Below are 17,169 nucleotides of genomic sequence, written 5' to 3'. Positions count from 1 at the left end.
TCCCCGTCGCCAGCGCGAGCCGGAGACATGCCGCCTTAGCTCAGTCGGCCAGAGCGATTCACTCGTAATGAATAGGTCAGGGGTTCGATTCCCCTAGGCGGCTCGACAAGGTTTGGAAGGCTCATGCCCACAAGGGTGTGGGCCTTTTTCCTTGTCTCGCCCATCTTGTGGGGCTTCGCCCCACACCCCGCCCGGAGGGCTTCGCCCCCGGCCCCCTTGCCGTGGTCGCCTTCGTGGGTGGGTTCGGCTTGGCGAGATTTTTCTGGGGAACCACCCGGGTGGGTCAAGTTTTGGGGTGGGTGGGTGGCGAAGGCCCCCGCTTTGTGGGCGGGGGCCTTCGGGTGAGCAGGGGGTTACTTCGGCGGGGTGACCTTGACGACGGTGGCCTTGGCTTCGCCTCGGGGGGTGCGGTAGGTGATCGCGTCGCCGGCCTTGGCGCCTACCAGGGCCAGGCCCAGGGGGCTGTCCGACGTGATCGCGTCCGAGTCTTCGCCCGGGACGGTCACCACCTGGAACGTCTCTTCGTCGCCGTCCGAGAAGCGGAGGGTGACCGTTGTGCCGTCCGGGAGCTGGGCGTTGCCGTAGCCGCCGTGTTCCATCTTCGCGGCCAGGTCGGCGATCTGGCGGTCGAGCCGCGCCGCGGCCTCCGCGCGGTCGATCACGTCCGCCTGGTCCGCCGCGTCGCCCGTGCGCTCCTGCTCGCCGGGTTGCGGCGCGAGAGCTTCCCGTTGAGCGCGCAAGTTCGCGATTTCCTTCTCCAGCTGGCTGCGCGCAGCCGGGCTGAGCCCCTTGTCCCCTGAGATCACCATGCCGCGCATTGTCCGCTGCGCGGACCGGGGTGGCCAATCCGGTTTTTCACCCGAAGGCCCCTCACAGGACGTCTGCCCTAGGATTCGGGGCTGACGTCCGGAAAGAAGGTAACGAGAATCACCGTGAGCGCAGTCCCCGGTCGCAGTGACCGGCTCTCTCCCAACCAGCTGGCCAAGCAGGAGCAGATCGTCGAGGCGGCCCGCGTCGTCCTGGCGCGCGACGGGCTCGCGGGGTGCACCGTCCGGGCCATCGCGGACGCCGGTCCGCTCACCAAGAGCGCGATCCACTACTACTTCGCCGACATCGACGTCCTCATCGACCGCGCGATGGCCGCGCACATCACCGCGTTCGCCTCCGGCCTGCGCGACGTCGCCGCGGCCTACGACGACCCTCGCGAACGGCTGTTCGCCGTCGTCGAGGAGTACCTGAGCGTGTTCGCCGCGAACCCGAACGCCGCGTTCCTGTGGTTCGAGTACTGGATCGCGGCCGGCCGGGCGCAGCACCCGCAGGCCATCGACGTGATGCTCACGTCGCTCACCGAGCTGCTCGCCGAGCTGCTGGCGCCGCTGGACGTCGACGACCCCCGGGCGCGCGCCCGGGCGCTGCTGTCGTACCTGCTCGGCACGGTCGTCCAGCAGCGGGTGCGGCCGCGCCCGTTCGCCACCCTGCGCGGCGACATCGAGGCGCTCTGCTTCGCCAACTACGGCTAGGCACGCCGCTGGTCTTAGGGTGCGGACATGCCTCTGTTCTCGTTCGAAGGGCTCAGCCCGCAGGTCCACCCGGACGCCTGGATCGCGCCCACCGCCACGCTCATCGGCGACGTCGTCGTCGAGAAGGACGCCTCCGTCTGGTTCGGCGCGGTGATCCGGGCCGACTTCGGCCGGATCATCATCCGGGAGGGCGCCAACATCCAGGACAACTCGGTGATCCACGTCAACGACGGCGTCTGCGAAGTCGGCAAGAACGTCACTGTGGGCCACCAGTGCCTGGTGCACGACTGCACCATCGGGGAGCAGGCGCTGATCGGCAACGGCTCGACCGTGCTCGACAAGGCGAAGATCGGCGCGCGGGCGCTGGTCGCGGCCGGCGCGACGGTCACGCCCGCCACCGAGGTGCCCGAGGAGGTCATCGCGATGGGCAGCCCGGCGAAGAAGTTCGTGCCGCTGACCGACTCGGCGCGGATGTGGGTCGAGCACAATGCCGCGATCTACCAGGAGCTGGCCCGCCGTCACCGTGCCGGGACCAAGCCGATCGATGGAGTTTGACTCTCCAGTAACTGGAGACTCTAGCTTCGGGCCATGGCTCCGAAGAAACGCACTCACCAGGCGACCCTCGAACTCGCGGCGGGCAACGCCCCGGTCGTCGACCTCGGCAAGATGCTGGGGCAGACCGGGGTCAACCTCGTCGAGATCAAGAAGGCCTACGACGCGGCGACCGCGAGCCAGCGCGGCGACATCGTCCCGGTCGTGGTCTCGGTGTTCGAGGACCGCTCCTTCACGCTCCGGCTCAAGACGCCGCCGACGGCCTTCCTGATCAAGAAGGCGCTGGGGGACAAGGGATCTTCGCGGCCGGGGCACGAGGTCGCCGGCAAGATCACGACGCAGCAGCTGCGGGAGATCGCCGAACGCAAGCTGCCGGACCTGAACACCTCGGACGTCGAGATGGCGATGCGCACGATCGCCGGCACCGCCCGGTCGATGGGTGTCGTGGTCGTCGACTGACATGCGCAAGCACGCGATCATGCCGCCGTTCCGGGCGCTGGACCCCGAGCTCGGGGTGGCGGAACGGTTGCTGCGCCAGGGAAACCCCGAGCTGAGCGGCATCGTCGCGCTGCTCCCGGACGAGCGTGCCGCCGCACGCCGCCTCAACGCCGTGCTGGCCGGGGCGGGTGCGCGGCCGCGGCTCGTCGGCGCCGGTTCGGCGTGGCGCATCGTGTACGTGACGTCCAGTCCGGAGACGGGCGAGCTGGCGACGGCCGCGGCGGGCCTGGCCGAGCTGGTCACCGTCGGCGGCTGGCGCCGGGTCAAACGGTGCTCGACCTGCGCCCGGCCGTTCTGCGACCGCACCTCCGGCTGCACGCGCCGGTGGTGCTCCGAACACCGCCGGGCCTCGAGCGGGGTGCACTAGTCTGGTCCGCGCAGCAGCGACTGGCGCCATCGAGGTGGAGCACCACCGGGAAGCGACGACGAGGCCGGCACCGCGCGCCTGGGTGAAGGCCACTCCAGAGCCGGAGTACGCCCATGACTCACCAGCCGGAACTGAACGCGCTCGCCACCGCCGATCCCGCGATCGCCGGGCTCGTCGAGGACGAAGCGAAGCGCCAGCACGACAAGATCCGCTTGATCGCGTCGGAGAACTACGTCTCGCAGGCCGTGCTCGAAGCCACCGGGACCGTGCTCACCAACAAGTACTCCGAGGGGTACGCGGGCAAGCGGTACTACGAGGGCCAGCAGTTCATCGACCAGATCGAGCAGCTCGCCATCGACCGTGCGAAGGCCGTCTTCGGCGCGGACCACGCGAACGTCCAGCCGTACTCCGGGTCCCCGGCGAACCTGGCCGTGTACCTTGCTTTCGCGAAGCCCGGTGACACCGTGCTCGGCATGGCGCTGCCGGACGGCGGCCACCTGACGCACGGCTGGAGCGTCTCCGCGACCGGCAAGTGGTTCACGCCGGTGCGCTACGGCGTGCGCAAGGAGACCGGCCGCGTCGACCTCGACCAGGTCCGCGACCTGGCCCGCGAGCACCGGCCGAAGCTGATCTTCGCCGGGGGCACGGCGATCCCGCGCACCATCGACTTCCCGGCGTTCGCCGAGATCGCCGCCGAGGTGGATGCGGTGCTCGTCGCCGACATCGCGCACATCGCCGGGCTCGTCGCCGGTGGCGCGCACCCGTCGCCGGTCGGGCACGCGCAGGTCATCACCACGACGACGCACAAGACGTTGCGCGGCCCGCGTGGCGCGATGATCCTTTCCGACGCCGAGCACGCGAAAGCCGTCGACAAGGCGGTGTTCCCCGGCCTGCAGGGCGGTCCGCACAACCACACGACGGCGGCCATCGCGGTCGCCCTCGGCGAGGCGCAGCAGCCGTCGTTCAGCGACTACGCGCACACCATCGTCGCCAACGCTCGCGCGCTGGCCGACGCGTTGCTGGCTCGCGGTTACGACCTCGTGTCCGGTGGCACGGACAACCACCTGCTGCTGATCGACCTGACGAACAAGGCCGTCGCGGGCAAGCCGGCCGCGCAGGCGCTGGACCGCGCGGGCATCGAGCTGAACTACAACACGGTGCCGTTCGACCCGCGCAAGCCGTTCGACCCGTCGGGCATCCGGCTCGGCACGTCCGCGATCACCACGCGCGGCCTCCGGCCGGAGCACCAGGTGCAGGTCGCGGACTGGATCGACCGCACGGTCACCGCGGCCGCCGCGGAGAACGAGTCCTCCCTGGACACGATCGCCGCGGAGATCCGCGAGTTCCTGGCGCCGTTCCCGATCCCGGGTTACTCCGCCTGACGCTCAAGTCCGTGAAGGCCTCCGTACCTGCTCTTATGGCCGGTAAGGAGGCCTTCACGGCTTTTGGGCCAGGGTGGTCAGGGCGAGCGGGTGCAGGGTGGGGGTGGCGGCCAGGAAGCTGGGGGAGGTCGGGGTCCACGGGGTGCCGTCGGTGGTGGTGACCACCGCGCCGGCCTCGCGGGCGATCAGGGCCGCGCCGACGAGGTTCGTCGCGTCGCGGCCGTACTGCCAGAAGAAGTCGAGCCGGCCGGCGGCGACGTCGGCGACCTGCCACGACGTCGGGCCGAGGTTCCGGACCGCGGCGACCTCGTCGAGGACCGCCGTGAGCGACCGGCCCGCGGCCGCCGAGACGCCGGGCTGGCGCGTGACGAACGGTGGCTGGCTGGTCGCCGCGACCGCCGCGTCGAGGGAAGTCTTGCGCGACGGCGAAATCGGCGTCCCGTTGCGCCACGCGCCCCCGCCGCGCGTCGCCGAGTAGGTCTCGCCGAGCCACGGCGAGTGCAGCACCGCCAGCTCCGCCTCGCCGTCGCGCAGCAGCGTCACGGTGACGCAGTACTGCGGCAGGCCCTGGACGAGCTGGACGGCGCCGTCGAGCGCGTCGACGACCCAGACCTCGCCGCCGGGGACGTCCTCGAACTCGTCCACCCAGCCCGCGTCCGGCCGGATTTCGGCGAGCGCCGCGCGCAGGCTGGCGGCCAGCGGGTCGTCGATCGCCGAGAACGTCGTGGCGAGTTCGCCGAGCGACGCGGGCGGCCGCTCCGGCGCGCGAACGCCGGTGGCCAGGGTTTCCACGATGTCGATCACTGATTTCAGCATGCTTCCAGGGTTACGCTCGGTCGGCGAAGAGCGCTCGTGCCCAGCGGATCGGACTGCGATCGCTAACGTCTGGATGACGGTCCCGCCTGGGCGGCTCGACGACGTCGGGCGCGTGCTGGCGCGGCACCCGATGGTCCACGGGACCCTCGCCGCGACCGGCGTGACCAACCTGATGACCGCCGTCTGGTGGTTGCGCAGGCCGTCAGCGGGTGGGAGACCAGGGTCACAGGATATTTGATTGCACCATACAAGCTTCCGGGGAATAGTTGGCCAAGGCAAGTAGTTGACAGCTACAAGCAACTACGACGAAGGCTCAGTCCGAGGGAGACCACCATGAGCGACACCACCACGGCGGAAGGAGCAGCCGCTACGAAAGGCCGGCTATCGCACCGTCAGATCCTGACCATCCTGTCCGGGCTGATGCTCGGCATGTTCCTCGCCGCGCTCGACCAGACGATCGTTTCGTCGTCGATGCGCACCATCGCCGACGAGCTCCACGGCCTGTCGCTGCAGGCCTGGGCCACCACGGCGTACCTCATCACCGCGACGCTTTCCACGCCGCTCTACGGCAAGCTGTCCGACCTCTACGGCCGCAAGCCCATGTACCTGACGGCGATCTCGCTGTTCCTGGTCGGCTCGCTGGCCAGCGGCATGGCGACGTCGATGTACGAGCTGGCCGCGTTCCGCGCGTTCCAGGGCCTCGGTGCCGGTGGCCTGATGTCCCTGGCGCTGGCGATCATCACCGACATCACCGCGCCGCGTGAGCGCAGCAAGTACCAGGGTTACTTCATGGCGGTGTTCGGCATCTCGAGCGTCGCGGGCCCCGTCGTCGGCGGCTTCTTCGCCGGTATCGACTCCTTCGCCGGCATCACCGGCTGGCGCTGGGTGTTCCTGGTCAACGTCCCGATCGCGCTCGCCGCGCTGGTCGTCGTCAGCAAGGTCCTCAATCTCCCGCACACCCGCGTCGAGCAGAAGGTCGACTACTGGGGCGCCGTGACGCTGGCCGTCGGGCTGGTGCCGCTGCTGATCGTCGCCGAGCAGGGCCGCGAGTGGGGCTGGGGTTCGGCCGGCTCGATCGCGATGTACGCGATCGGCGCGCTGGGTGTCGCCGCCTTCGTCTGGCAGGAACGCCGCATGGGTGACGCCGCGCTGCTGCCGCTGCGGCTGTTCAAGCGCCCGGTGTTCCGGATGGCCACGCTGGTCACCGTCGTGCAGGGCGCCGGGATGTTCGGCGCGATGATGTCGCTGCCGCTGTACCTGCAGATCGTCAAGGGCGCGACGCCGACCCAGGCCGGCCTGCAGATGCTCCCGCTGACGCTCGGCATCATGATCGCCAGCCTGACCAGTGGCCGCCTGATCTCGAAGACCGGGCGCTACAAGATGTTCGCGGTGGCCGGGATCGGCCTGATGGCGGCGGCGCTGTTCGCGCTGTCGACGATCACCGCCGACACCTCGCTGTCCTTCGTCATGGTGATCGCCTTCGTGATCGGCCTCGGCCTCGGCGCCTCGATGCAGACGCTGGTGCTGGCCGCGACCAACGACGTCCGCCCGCAGGACATCGGCGTCGCCACCTCGGCGGCGACGTTCTTCCGGCAGATCGGCGGCACGGCGGGCACCGCGGTGTTCCTGTCGATCCTGTTCGGCACGGTCGGTGACAAGATCGCGAACGCCGTCCGCTCGGCGATCGCCACCCCGGCCTACACGGCGGCGCTGGCCCAGCACCCGGAGTTCGCGCAGCAGCTGAAGAGCGGCCTGGACGTCAACGACACGTCGTTCCTGTCCTCGCTCGACCCGGTGCTGGCCCGCCCGATCCTGCAGGGCTTCGCCGAGTCGATGAGCACGGTGTTCCTGGTCGGCGGGATCGTGCTGACCGTCGGGTTCGCCCTGGTCTGGTTCCTCAAGGAGAAGCCGCTGTCGGACAAGTCCGCGATGGAGCAGCGCGCGGAGGCCGAGGACGCTCCCGCCCTCGCCCTGGCGCACTGACCCGCTGAAACACGAAGAGGCCCCTCGGGTTCCGAGGGGCCTCTTTCGCGGGTGCCGTCAGTGGTCGGCGCCGCCGTTGGCCTTCTCCTTGGCCAGGCGGTCGGTCTCCCGCTCGTACGAACGGCCGATCTCGGCCTCGGCCTCGGTGCGGCCGACCCAGGACGAGCCTTCGACGCTCTTGCCGGGCTCGAGGTCCTTGTACACCTCGAAGAAGTGCTGGATCTCGAGGCGGTGGAACTCGTTCATGTGGTGGATGTCGCGCAGGTGCTCCAGGCGCGGGTCGTTCGACGGAACGGCGATGACCTTGTCGTCCGGGCCCTTCTCGTCGGTCATCCGGAACATGCCGATCGCGCGGCAGCGGATCAGGCAACCCGGGAAGGTGGGCTCCTGCACGAGCACCATCACGTCCAGGGGGTCGCCGTCCTGGCCGAGGGTGTCGTCGATGAAGCCGTAGTCGGCCGGGTACTGCGTGGCCGTGAACAGGGTCCGGTCCAGCTTGATGCGACCGGTCTTGTGGTCGACCTCGTACTTGTTGCGCTCCCCTTTGGGGATTTCGATCGTGACGTCGAACTCCACGGCGTCCCTCACTGCTTCTTTTTGTAGATACGGCATGCCCGCGCTACGCAGGCGGCAACCTCAAGGGCTGTCTTGACGTCTCCTAGTGTGGACTACGCCCTGCCTCGCGGTCGCATCGATGTCGGCTGCTCGGCATGTGAGCTTGGCCCCTTCCGGGGCAGGTGAGAAGGAGTGGTGGGTGCCGGAAAACGACCAGCCGATGTGGCCTTCGTCGGACGAAGACCGCTCGTCGTCGGGCGCGGGCAAGACCACTCCGATGTCGCTGCCCGACAGCCCGCCGGAGTCCGCCGAACGGGTGAGCGTGCCGAAGGTCACAGGCAGTGAAGCGCCGAAGGGCTCGTGGTTCGCGCCGAACGTGCCGCCCGAGCCGGTGCCGGGGTTGAACGCGCCGGCCGAGCCCGCCGAGCCGCCGGCGCCGCCCGCGGTCAAGCAGGACCTCGCCGACCGTCTCGGCGGGACGCCGAAGCCGAAGCTGCCGAAGCAGACGCCGAAGCCGGCCGAGCCCACCGAGCCCGCGGCCGACGACCTGAAGGCGGACCCGGAGAGCACCCGGCAGATCGACGTCAAGCAGCTCGAGAAGCAGGAGCAAGCCGAGCCCGCCGAGCCGAAGTGGGACCCCGAGAGCACCCGGCAGATCGACGTCAAGCAGCTCGACCTCAAGAAGCCGGAGCCGGCGCCGGTGGTGCCGGTCGAGCGCAACGTCTGGCCCGGCGGGTCCAAGGAGGCCAAGGAGGCGCAGCCGGGCGAGGCGAAGGGGACGGAAGAGCCGCAGCAGCCCTGGCGCGAGGAGTTGCAGCACTGGCGCGACGAGCAGCAGCGCCGCGATGACCAGCAGCGGGCCGACGCACAGCAGCAGCAGCGCCCTCCGTCGGACGCGCCCTGGGCGCAGCGCATCGACCTGCGGGAACACCGCGGCGACCGGCCGGCCGAGCCCGGTGAACGCCGTCCCGGTCTGCCGCCGGAGCCGCCGCGCGGGATCGTCCCGTCGGCGTCGGCGGGGTCGCTCGCGCGGCCGATGCGGATCGAGCCGGACGGGCGGCAGTTCGACGCCGAGGCGACCGTCGGGATCGAACGGCCCACCCAGTTCCCCGCCGCCTTCCAGCAGCAGCCCCAGCCCCGGAACGAACCGCAGGCCGAGCCCCCGGCTCCCGAGCCGCCCGCGGCCGAACCGGCCACCGCCGCGGAGCCGCCGAAGAAGAAGGGCAAGCGCAAGCTGATCCTCATCGGCGCGCTCGTGCTGGTGGTGCTCGCCGGGCTCGGCGTCGCCGCCGCGATGCCGAAGGTGTCCAACCGGCTCGCCCTGCCCTGGGCCCCGAACGCCCCGAAGGGCGACAGCCCCGACCCCGCCGCGGCCACCCGCGCGCTGCAGGGGCCGAACACGTCCGGGACGGCGCCGAGCGCGAACGGCGTCAAGTCCGCGCTGGCCAGCGCGGCCGGCAACAGCGCCCTCGGCCAGCTCACCGGCAGCGTCGTCGACCCGGTCAGCGGCACCGAGCTGTGGAACCGCAACGCGACGACGCCGGTGACCCCCGCGTCGACGACAAAGGTGCTCACCTCCGCCGCCGCGCTGCTGTCGCTGGACCCGAACACCCGGCTGTCGACGAAGATCGTCCAGGGGGCCGATCCGGGCACCGTGATCCTGGTCGGCGGTGGCGACCCCACCCTCACCGCGCTGCCGCTGGGCACCGAGTCGCCGCTGTACCCGGGCGCCGCGCACGTCGACGACCTCGTCGCGCAGGTGAAGAAGTCCCACCCGGGCGTCAAGAAGGTGCAGGTCGACCTGAGCCTGTTCAAGGGCGCGACGACCGCGCCGGGCTGGGCCGCGGGCGACGCGCCGTCGACGTTCGCCACCCAGATCTCCTCGGTGATGGCGGACTCCGGCCGGATGGACGCGAAGAACAACAACTCCCAGCGCATCGCCAACGCGGGCAGCGCGCTCGCCGGGACGATCGCGTCGAAGCTCAGCGCCTCGGCCGGTGGCCAGGCGACCGCGCCCAAGGGCGCGAAGGTGCTCGCCGAGGTCAAGTCCGCGCCGCTGACCGAGCTGGTGTCCGACACCATGGAGCTGTCGGACGACGTCCTCGCCGAGGCCCTCGCCCGGCAGGTGGCCCTGGCCAACGGGCAGGAAGCGAGCTTCGCCGGCGGTGCGGCGGCGACCATCAAGGTGCTCAAGGACCACGGCTTCGACGTCTCGGGCACCGAGCTGAGCGACGGCAGCGGCATCACCACGCTGAACCGGATCCCGGCGAAGCTGCTGACCCAGCTGATGGCGGCCGCGGCGGCGCCCGAGGGCAAGAACCCGAACACCGCCAAGCTGCGCGCGATGCTGGCCGGGCTGCCGGTGGCCGGCGGCTCCGGCACGCTCGCCGACAAGCGGTTCGACAAGCCCGGCTCGCAGGCCGGCCGCGGCTGGGTGCGGGCCAAGACCGGCACGCTCACCGGCGTCAACACCCTCGCCGGGGTGGTCCTCGACCAGGACGGCCGGGTGCTGGTGTTCGCGTTCATGTCCAACGGCTCGGACACCGACGCCGGCCGGGACGCCCTCGACGTCCTCGCGACGGGCCTGCGCAAGTGCGGCTGCGGCTGATCGCTGTACTGCGCCGATGGGTACCGATCCGACCACAGTCACGGCCGAATGGCTTGGTCTCGACGGTTGTTCGCGCGGGGCCGACCTGCTTCAGGCCGGATCAGTACCTCTCCGTGTGCGAAGCGTGCGGAAGTCGTGGCCGGAAACGTGCTCCGGGCAGGTAGCGTCGAAAGGGTGAGTCAGGAAACCGAGACCCGGCCCATGGTCGACTGGTCGCTCGCCGCGCAGACCGGGGCGCTGCTCGTGCGCGGCGGCCCGCAGGTGCCGCGCGACGAGGCCGAGGCGGCCGTCACCGACCTGCGCGAACTGACCATGGAAGCCGAGGGCCACGTCCGGGAGCTGACCGGACTCGGGCTCGACCTGCCGCTGCTGCCCGGCGAGGTCGTCGACCGCCCGGGCTGGGTGCGCTCCGCCGCCGCGGGCCTGGACGCGCTCACCGGGCGCGCGCTGCCGCAGCAGGGCGGTCCGTTCGGGCCGATACTGGCCGGCGGGGCCGGCGTCCAGACCGGCCTGGTGCTCGCGTTCCTCGCCAGCCGCGTGCTGGGCCAGTACGACCCGTTCGGTGGTCCCGAGCGCGCGGGCCAGCTGCTGCTGGTCGCGCCGAACGTCGTCGCCGCGGAACGCGCGATGAAGGTGCCCGGCCACGACTTCCGGCTCTGGGTCTGCCTGCACGAGTGCACCCACCGCCTCCAGTTCACCGCGGTCACCTGGCTGCGCGACTACTTCGCCGACGAGGTCGAGCGGCTCGTCTCCGGCCTGGCCGGCGGCAGCTCCGACAGCCTCGCGGACCTCGTCGGACGGCTGCCCGAGGCGATCAAGCAGGGCCCGAAGCTGAACCTCGCCGAGCTGCTCCAGTCGCCGAAGGAACGCGCGGTGTTCGACCGGCTGCTCGCCCTGTCGACGCTGCTGGAGGGCCACGCCGACTACGTGATGGACGCCGTCGGGCCGCAGGTCGTGCCGAGCGTCGACACCATCCGCGCGCGGTTCACCGCCCGGCGCAAGGGCGGCGGCGTCTTCGACCGGCTGCTGCGCGCGCTGCTCGGCGTCGACGCGAAGATCCGTCAGTACGAAGAAGGCGCGAAGTTCACGAAGCACGTCGTGGACGCCGTCGGCATGGAGGGTTTCAACGCCGTCTGGCGCTCGCCGAACACCCTGCCGTCGCGCGCCGAGATCGCCGATCCGGCCGCGTGGGTCCGGCGCCTGCACGGGTGAGCGGGCCGGCGGTCGCGGCCGTCCGGCGCGCCGTCCGCGAGTTCCTGGCGGCGATCGAGGCGCCCGCCGAGCTGTGCGTCGCCGTCTCCGGCGGCGCCGACTCCCTCGCGCTGGCCGAGGCCACGGCGTACGTCGGGCACCATCGCGGCCACCGCGTCCGCGCCTTGGTCGTCGACCACGGGCTGCAGGACGGCTCGGCGAAGATCGCAGCGGACGCGGCCGCGGCGGCGAAGGCGCTGGGTGCCGACGAAGCCGAGGTGCGCCGGGTCGACGTCACCGGTCCCGGCGGCCCGGAAGCGGCCGCGCGCAAGGCCCGCTACGGCGCCCTCGCCGGCCACGACCTCGTGCTGCTCGGCCACACCCTCGACGACCAGGCCGAGACCGTCCTGCTCGGGCTGGGCCGCGGGTCCGGCCCGCGCAGCCTCGCCGGGATGCGCCCGCACGACCCGCCGTGGGGCCGTCCGCTGCTGGCGGTGCCCCGCGCGACGACCCGGGCGGCCTGCGCGGAGCTCGGCGTCGAGCCCTGGGAGGACCCGCACAACGCCGAAGCCCGCTTCACCAGGGTCCGGCTTCGGACCGAGGTGCTGCCGCTGCTGGAGGACGTTCTCAACGGCGGGGTCGCGGCCGCACTCGCCCGCACGGCCGCGCAGCTGCGTGAGGACAGCGAGGCGTTGGACACATCGGCGGACAGGATCTTCACCCGTGCGGGCGGAGTCGAAGGTCTGGATGTCGCAGTCCTCGAGAGCGAGCCCGCGGCCCTGCGGCGGCGGGTTCTCCGCAGGTGGCTGCTGGCGTCGGGGGTGCGCGAGCTCACCGACGCGCACCTCCGGGCGGTCGACGCGCTCGTCGCCCGGTGGCGTGGTCAGGGCGGTGTCTGGTTACCGGGCAACTTGGAAGCCCGGCGGTGCCGTGGCAGGCTCTGCGTCATCTCCCAACCCACCACCCGAGGGGACTGACCCGTGTACGAGGGCGAAATCGCCTCCGTGCTCGTCACCGAGCAGCAGATCCAGGACAAGATCACGGAGCTGTCGGCGCAGATCGCCGCCGACTATCCGGCCAACGGGCAGGGTGAACTCCTGCTGGTGGGTGTCCTGAAGGGCGCGGTCATGTTCATGACCGACTTCGCCCGCGCGCTGCCGCTGCCGACGCAGCTGGAATTCATGGCCGTCTCCTCCTACGGCTCGTCGACGTCGTCGTCCGGCGTCGTGCGGATCCTCAAGGACCTCGACCGCGACATCGCGGGCCGGGACGTGCTGATCGTCGAGGACATCGTCGACTCCGGCCTGACCCTGTCGTGGCTGCTGAAGAACCTGGCCAGCCGCAACCCCGCGTCGCTCGAGGTGGTCTCGCTGCTGCGCAAGCCGGACGCGGTCAAGGTCGACGTCCCGGTGAAGTACATCGGCTTCGACATCCCGAACGAGTTCGTCGTCGGCTACGGCCTGGACTACGCCGAGCGCTACCGGGACCTGCCCTACATCGGGACGCTGGACCCGAAGGTCTACACGTCCTAGTTCACCTACCGTTCACCGCAACGACCGGATTTGCGGAACCCCGGCATCGCGGATTGCGTCATAGGCTCTGATCACGTGCGTTAACCTATGCGAAGACCTATTCGTGCCCGCGGAGATCCGGGTCGGGGGAACGGGAGAGAGTTGCAGATGGCCAACAGCAGCACTGCCGACGCGAACGCCTTCAAGGCCGCGGCCGCGGCGGGTCAGGTCGGCATCGACCCCGACGCCGCCCAGGCCGTGCTGAACAAGATCCGCACCGGTAAAGACGCGGTCGAGGCCCTGCTCAGTGGTGCGGGCACGCTCGCCCAGCCGCCGAAGCTCGGGGACAACCCGGTCGGCAACGCGATGGCGGCGAAGTTCGTCCAGCGCGCGGACGGCGGCGGCGACTCGTACTCCGCGGCCCTGCAGAACCTGCTCGACCAGTACTCCGCCGCCGAGGAGGGCATCGTCACGGCGATGTCCCGGTACCACGAGATCGACCAGGCCGCGGCCGACCCGTTCCGCAACGCCTGAGCCCAGAGGGGGACTCGAAATCATGGCTCCGAACCACAGCGACCAGCCGTCGACCACCACTCCCGGCTCCACCACGCCCGGCTCCACCGACCCGGGCTCGCTCGTCCCGCTCGGCGACAACTCGGCCTCGCAGAACATCGTCGACAACGCCCGCGGCAGCGCCGGCGGCTTCGACATGGGCAGCGACCGCGCGATCGCGAACCCGCCGAACTGGAACGCGCAGGCCAGCCAGGAGCTCTACAACGGCGCGGTCAACAACAACGACCCCGGCACGGCCGAGGCGACCGGGCACGCCTGGTCGCACCACGGCAGTGAGCTGAAGGCGGCCTCCGACCACCTGTACAACGCGATCTCCGAGCTGGGCAACGCCTGGGTCGGCCGCGGTGCCGCGGGTGCGCAGGGCGCGCTGGTGGCCATCGCCAACTCCGGCTCGCAGGCCTCCGAGGCCGCGAACACGATGTCGGACCGGCTCGCCCGGCAGGCCTCGGCGGCCGCCGAGGTCAAGAAGATGCCGGCCCCGAAGGACTTCGACCCGAAGCAGGCCATGGCGGCGGCGCTGGCCGGCGGCCCGGCGGCGCTGCTCGCCGACCAGAAGGCGCAGTCGGACGCGGCCAACGACGTCAAGGCGCAGCAGGTCGCGTTCTTCAACGCCTACACCAAGTCGATGAGCGAGGTCGACAGCTCGACCCCGAGCTTCGGCCCGGAGTCGCTCGGCATGCAGCCGACGGGGTCGCACAACTCGATCTCGTTCAACGCGGTCAGCGCCGTCGGCAACGCCGGCCCGGTCCAGGGCCTGGGCGGCGGCGCGGGCAACGCGATCTTCGCCTCGAACGGCGCGGGCTTCGGCGGCCACGGCGGCGTGTTCGACGCGCAGCACGCGGCGTTCGGCCCGAACTCGGGTCACGGCGCCGCGGCGGGCTTCGCCGGCCACGAAGCGGCGGCCGCGGTCGGCGGCGACGGCTCCGCGGGTCCCGGGGGCGCCGGCGGCACCGCGGGAACCACCCCGGGCGGCACCGCGACGGGCGCTGGCACCGTGCCCGGCGGCGGCCACACCGGTGGCGGCAGCAGCAGCAACCCGCTCAGCAAGATCGGCATGGGCCTCGGCATCGGCGGCGCCGCCGGCGGTCTCGGCGCCCTGGCTTCCCGCGCGCTGGGCAAGGGCAACCGGTCCGGCGCCAAGTCGCAGAACGAGACGAGCCTCGCCTCGGCGGACGGCCAGGCGCAGAGCGCCGCGTCGGCCCAGGCGCCGCAGCAGGGTCTCGTGTCGTCCGCGGGCACCATCGGCGGCCAGACCCCGCCGCCGCCCGGCATGGGTGGCATGGGCGGCGGGATGGCTCCGCACGGTGCCCAGGGAGAGCAGGACGAGGAGCACACGCACGCGTCGTTCCTCATCGAAGCCGACCCGGACGCCGCCTTCGGCGCCAACGAGGCGACCCCGCCGCCGGTCATCGGCGCGTGGTCCGAGGACGACGAGAACCGCTGATCCTCACGGGCCGGGCGCGCCCAGCGCGTCCGGCCCGCTCTTTCTCTTGAGTCTGTTTTCTGGGGGGTGGCTCGATGCCGAACGCTGAGCTGCTGACCCCGGCCGAGGTGGACTTCCTGTGGGAGTCGGCCGGGCTGGGTGAGCTGCCGTACCCGCTGCGCGTCCGGTCGCACGGCGAAACCGAGGACGAGCGGTCTTTCCTGCGTCAGCGGACGCTGGAGGGGCTTGCGGCCCGGGGGCTGGCGGACGGCCGTGGCCGCCCCGAACCGCACGTCGAGGACTACTTCGGGCTCCTGGCGACGCCGGAACTGAGCCTGGACGCCGTCCAGCTGATCGCCCCGGACGCCGAGCCGCTGCTCGCGATCGCCGGCGTGCTGGGCGGACAGGGCCTGCTGGCCGTCCAGGACACCCGCGGCCTGCACCTGCAGCCGTGCCCGGTCGACGGCCTGGCCAGCGCGATCGTCTCGCTGCTGCCCGGCGCCCCGCGCGGCAGCGAGAAGTCGATCACGGTGCCACTGGACCAGCTGGTCGGCGCGCACGGCGTCGACTTCCTGCAGCGCCGCGCCACCGGCGACGACCGCACCAGCGCCGACGACGACCGCAAGGCCCTCGCCCGCCTGCACGCCCAGCCGCGCCTGCGCGGCGGCCAGATCGCCGCGAACGCCCGCACCCGCATGGGCGCCCGGACCCGCACGCCGGTGCTGAGCTGGTTCGACACGGAATCGGGCCGCTACTTCACCCAGGCGAGCCAGGGCCGCGACGGCCGCGACTGGATCACGATCGCCCCCGCGGACGCGGCGACGCTGCGGCACCGGCTGGGCGAGATGCTCGCGGGAGCCTCGACGACCAGCACGGTCTGACACCCGGCCTGATTCGCCGCTCGGGCTTGGCTCGCGCACGCGCGGGCAACGGCACCTGATTTCGGGCACCGGGAGGCCTTTGACCGGCTCCGATCAGGTGGGAGCCGCTTCCAGGTCCCGCTCCACCGGCCCGCCGGAGCCGCCAGGTCGTCGTGCGAATCCCCTCGCCATGGCCCGCACCCTGTGTGCTGTCCGCCCGCGAGTGGCTGATTCCGGACACCGCGAACACCCGCCCCACACCGTCTCTGCCAAGATCGGCCCCGGGTTCTCCGAGCGTGCCCAACCGGCTACCGGGAACGATCCCGTTCTGTCGGTGGTGCGGGCTACGCTGAGCAAGAGTCCGATCCGGGAGAGTAGTGATGCAAGAGTTCTTCTCGCCGCTGGCGTTCGACTTCCTGTGGGAGTCGGCGCGGGTCGGTGAGCTGCCGTACCCGCTGCAGATCCGGTCGCACGGCGCGACCGAGGACGAGCGGGTCTCGCTGCGCCACCGCACCGACGTCGAGCTGAAGGCGCGCGGCATCCGCGAGCCGCGGGGCAGGCTGGCGCCCCCGATCGAGGACGCGCTGGAGCTGCTGGCCTTCGCGCCCCTGACCATCGACGCGCTGCACATCCCGCAGTTCGAGGTGCCGACCGTCGGGGTGCTGGCGGCGGCCGACGACACCAAGGGCGTGCTCGCGGTGCAGGACGCCGACGGCATCTGGCTGCGGGACATCCCGAAGGACGGGCTGGTCTCGGCCGTCGTCGGGGTGCTGCCCGGCGGGACCCGCGGCACCGAGGCCTCGGTCACGCTCCCGCTGGACGAGGCCCTGCACACCGCCCCGATCCGGGTGCCGGTGTCGCTTCCGTCGGCGCCCGGCGAGCAGGAGACCAAGGGCAAGCGCCGGACGTCGCTCAGCGAGCGCACGCCGGCCGACCCGCGCGAGGGTTACGCCCGGCTCGCGGGCCAGCCCCGGCTGCGCGGCGGTCAGCTGGCAGCGAACAGCCGGTCCCACGTCGGGGCCAAGCAGCGGTCCCGGGTGCTGGCCTGGTTCGACACCGCCACCGGGCGGTACCTCAGCCTCTCCCGCGCAGGTACGGACGGTCGGGAGTGGGTCACCGTGGCCCCCGCGGACCCGGCGACTTTGCGGACCCGGCTGGGCGAGATGGTGAGCAGTGTGTCGGACGGCACGCGATAGCGTGACAAGGGTGCGGGCCGAACGGGAACCTGGACGCGGTATCACCCGTTGACCTGCGAGAGGCTCACAGGGGATGAACGCGGCAGCGGACGGTACCCTGTTGGGACGGGTGTCCAGGCACCACGGGTTGTCAA

At 71.5% G+C, this 17,169-nt stretch carries 17 protein-coding genes and 1 tRNA gene; 15 read left to right on the top strand and 3 right to left on the bottom strand.

The genetic code is table 11. The features are described 5' to 3' along the window. Positions 1 to 29: 29 nt before the first annotated feature. Positions 30 to 103 (top strand) — tRNA-Thr (locus VA596_RS06850). A gap of 250 nt (positions 104 to 353) precedes the next feature. Here the strand turns inward: VA596_RS06850 and VA596_RS06845 are convergent. Beyond that, positions 354 to 809, bottom strand: coding sequence for a GreA/GreB family elongation factor (locus tag VA596_RS06845; protein ID WP_323324466.1), 456 nt, complete (start codon positions 807 to 809; stop codon positions 354 to 356). Positions 810 to 932: 123 nt separating this feature from the next. Between VA596_RS06845 and VA596_RS06840 the strand changes: the two genes are divergently transcribed. From VA596_RS06840 to VA596_RS06820, 5 genes are all read left to right on the top strand, one after another. After that, positions 933 to 1,520, top strand: a complete 588-nt coding sequence (locus VA596_RS06840; protein WP_323324465.1) for a TetR/AcrR family transcriptional regulator — start codon at positions 933 to 935, stop codon at positions 1,518 to 1,520. Between the two features lie 27 nt (positions 1,521 to 1,547). Further along, on the top strand, positions 1,548 to 2,075 hold the full coding sequence (locus VA596_RS06835) for a gamma carbonic anhydrase family protein (protein ID WP_323324464.1): 528 nt from the start codon (positions 1,548 to 1,550) through the stop codon (positions 2,073 to 2,075). A 33-nt stretch (positions 2,076 to 2,108) separates the two neighbouring features. After that, positions 2,109 to 2,531, top strand: a complete 423-nt coding sequence (locus VA596_RS06830; protein WP_323324463.1) for an uL11 family ribosomal protein — start codon at positions 2,109 to 2,111, stop codon at positions 2,529 to 2,531. 1 nt (position 2,532) lies between these two features. After that, a complete protein-coding gene (locus VA596_RS06825; RefSeq protein WP_323324462.1) occupies positions 2,533 to 2,937 on the top strand; it encodes a CGNR zinc finger domain-containing protein in 405 nt (134 codons plus the stop codon). Positions 2,938 to 3,050: 113 nt separating this feature from the next. Continuing rightward, positions 3,051 to 4,319, top strand: a complete 1,269-nt coding sequence (locus VA596_RS06820; RefSeq protein ID WP_323324461.1) for a serine hydroxymethyltransferase — start codon at positions 3,051 to 3,053, stop codon at positions 4,317 to 4,319. Between the two features lie 54 nt (positions 4,320 to 4,373). Here VA596_RS06820 and VA596_RS06815 read toward each other — a convergent pair whose 3' ends face one another. Continuing rightward, positions 4,374 to 5,135, bottom strand: a complete 762-nt coding sequence (locus tag VA596_RS06815) for an inositol monophosphatase family protein (RefSeq protein ID WP_323324460.1) — start codon at positions 5,133 to 5,135, stop codon at positions 4,374 to 4,376. A 333-nt stretch (positions 5,136 to 5,468) separates the two neighbouring features. Here VA596_RS06815 and VA596_RS06810 point away from each other — a divergent pair, with 333 nt between their 5' ends. Then, a complete protein-coding gene (locus tag VA596_RS06810; protein WP_323324459.1) occupies positions 5,469 to 7,118 on the top strand; it encodes an MDR family MFS transporter in 1,650 nt (549 codons plus the stop codon). A 57-nt stretch (positions 7,119 to 7,175) separates the two neighbouring features. Here the strand turns inward: VA596_RS06810 and VA596_RS06805 are convergent, their stop codons facing one another. Then, the gene (locus VA596_RS06805; protein ID WP_323325689.1) at positions 7,176 to 7,694 is read right to left on the bottom strand and encodes an inorganic diphosphatase; all 519 of its coding nucleotides are present in this window, start codon (positions 7,692 to 7,694) and stop codon (positions 7,176 to 7,178) included. 178 nt (positions 7,695 to 7,872) lie between these two features. On the opposite strand from VA596_RS06805, the gene dacB reads away from it, so the two are divergent. The 8 genes from dacB (at position 7,873) to VA596_RS06765 (ending at position 17,035) form a co-directional block, all read left to right on the top strand. After that, on the top strand, positions 7,873 to 10,281 hold the full coding sequence (gene dacB, locus VA596_RS06800) for a D-alanyl-D-alanine carboxypeptidase/D-alanyl-D-alanine endopeptidase (protein ID WP_323324458.1): 2,409 nt from the start codon (positions 7,873 to 7,875) through the stop codon (positions 10,279 to 10,281). A gap of 201 nt (positions 10,282 to 10,482) precedes the next feature. After that, positions 10,483 to 11,493, top strand: a complete 1,011-nt coding sequence (locus tag VA596_RS06795) for a zinc-dependent metalloprotease (protein WP_323325687.1) — start codon at positions 10,483 to 10,485, stop codon at positions 11,491 to 11,493. Then, positions 11,490 to 12,449 carry a tRNA lysidine(34) synthetase TilS gene (tilS, locus tag VA596_RS06790; protein WP_323324457.1) on the top strand — a complete coding sequence of 320 codons (960 nt, stop codon included), beginning with the start codon at positions 11,490 to 11,492 and terminating at the stop codon, positions 12,447 to 12,449. Before VA596_RS06795 ends, tilS begins: the two co-directional genes overlap by 4 nt. 3 nt (positions 12,450 to 12,452) lie before the next feature. Continuing rightward, positions 12,453 to 13,004, top strand: a complete 552-nt coding sequence (gene hpt / locus VA596_RS06785; RefSeq protein ID WP_323324456.1) for a hypoxanthine phosphoribosyltransferase — start codon at positions 12,453 to 12,455, stop codon at positions 13,002 to 13,004. Positions 13,005 to 13,151: 147 nt separating this feature from the next. Next, the gene (locus tag VA596_RS06780; RefSeq protein WP_323324455.1) at positions 13,152 to 13,517 is read left to right on the top strand and encodes a hypothetical protein; all 366 of its coding nucleotides are present in this window, start codon (positions 13,152 to 13,154) and stop codon (positions 13,515 to 13,517) included. Positions 13,518 to 13,539: 22 nt separating this feature from the next. Next, positions 13,540 to 15,000, top strand: a complete 1,461-nt coding sequence (locus VA596_RS06775; RefSeq protein ID WP_323324454.1) for a hypothetical protein — start codon at positions 13,540 to 13,542, stop codon at positions 14,998 to 15,000. A 74-nt stretch (positions 15,001 to 15,074) separates the two neighbouring features. Next, complete coding sequence (locus VA596_RS06770; RefSeq protein ID WP_323324453.1) at positions 15,075 to 15,860, top strand: ESX secretion-associated protein EspG; 786 nt, start codon at positions 15,075 to 15,077, stop codon at positions 15,858 to 15,860. 356 nt (positions 15,861 to 16,216) lie between these two features. Then, on the top strand, positions 16,217 to 17,035 hold the full coding sequence (locus VA596_RS06765) for an ESX secretion-associated protein EspG (protein ID WP_323324452.1): 819 nt from the start codon (positions 16,217 to 16,219) through the stop codon (positions 17,033 to 17,035). Positions 17,036 to 17,169: the final 134 nt, after the last annotated feature.

The organism is Amycolatopsis heterodermiae, assembly GCF_034929455.1.
GTDB classification, from domain to species: Bacteria; Actinomycetota; Actinomycetes; order Mycobacteriales; family Pseudonocardiaceae; genus Amycolatopsis; species Amycolatopsis heterodermiae.
The sequence above is the reverse complement of the archived record's forward strand: the minus strand, read 5'-3'. Positions and strand labels throughout refer to the sequence as shown.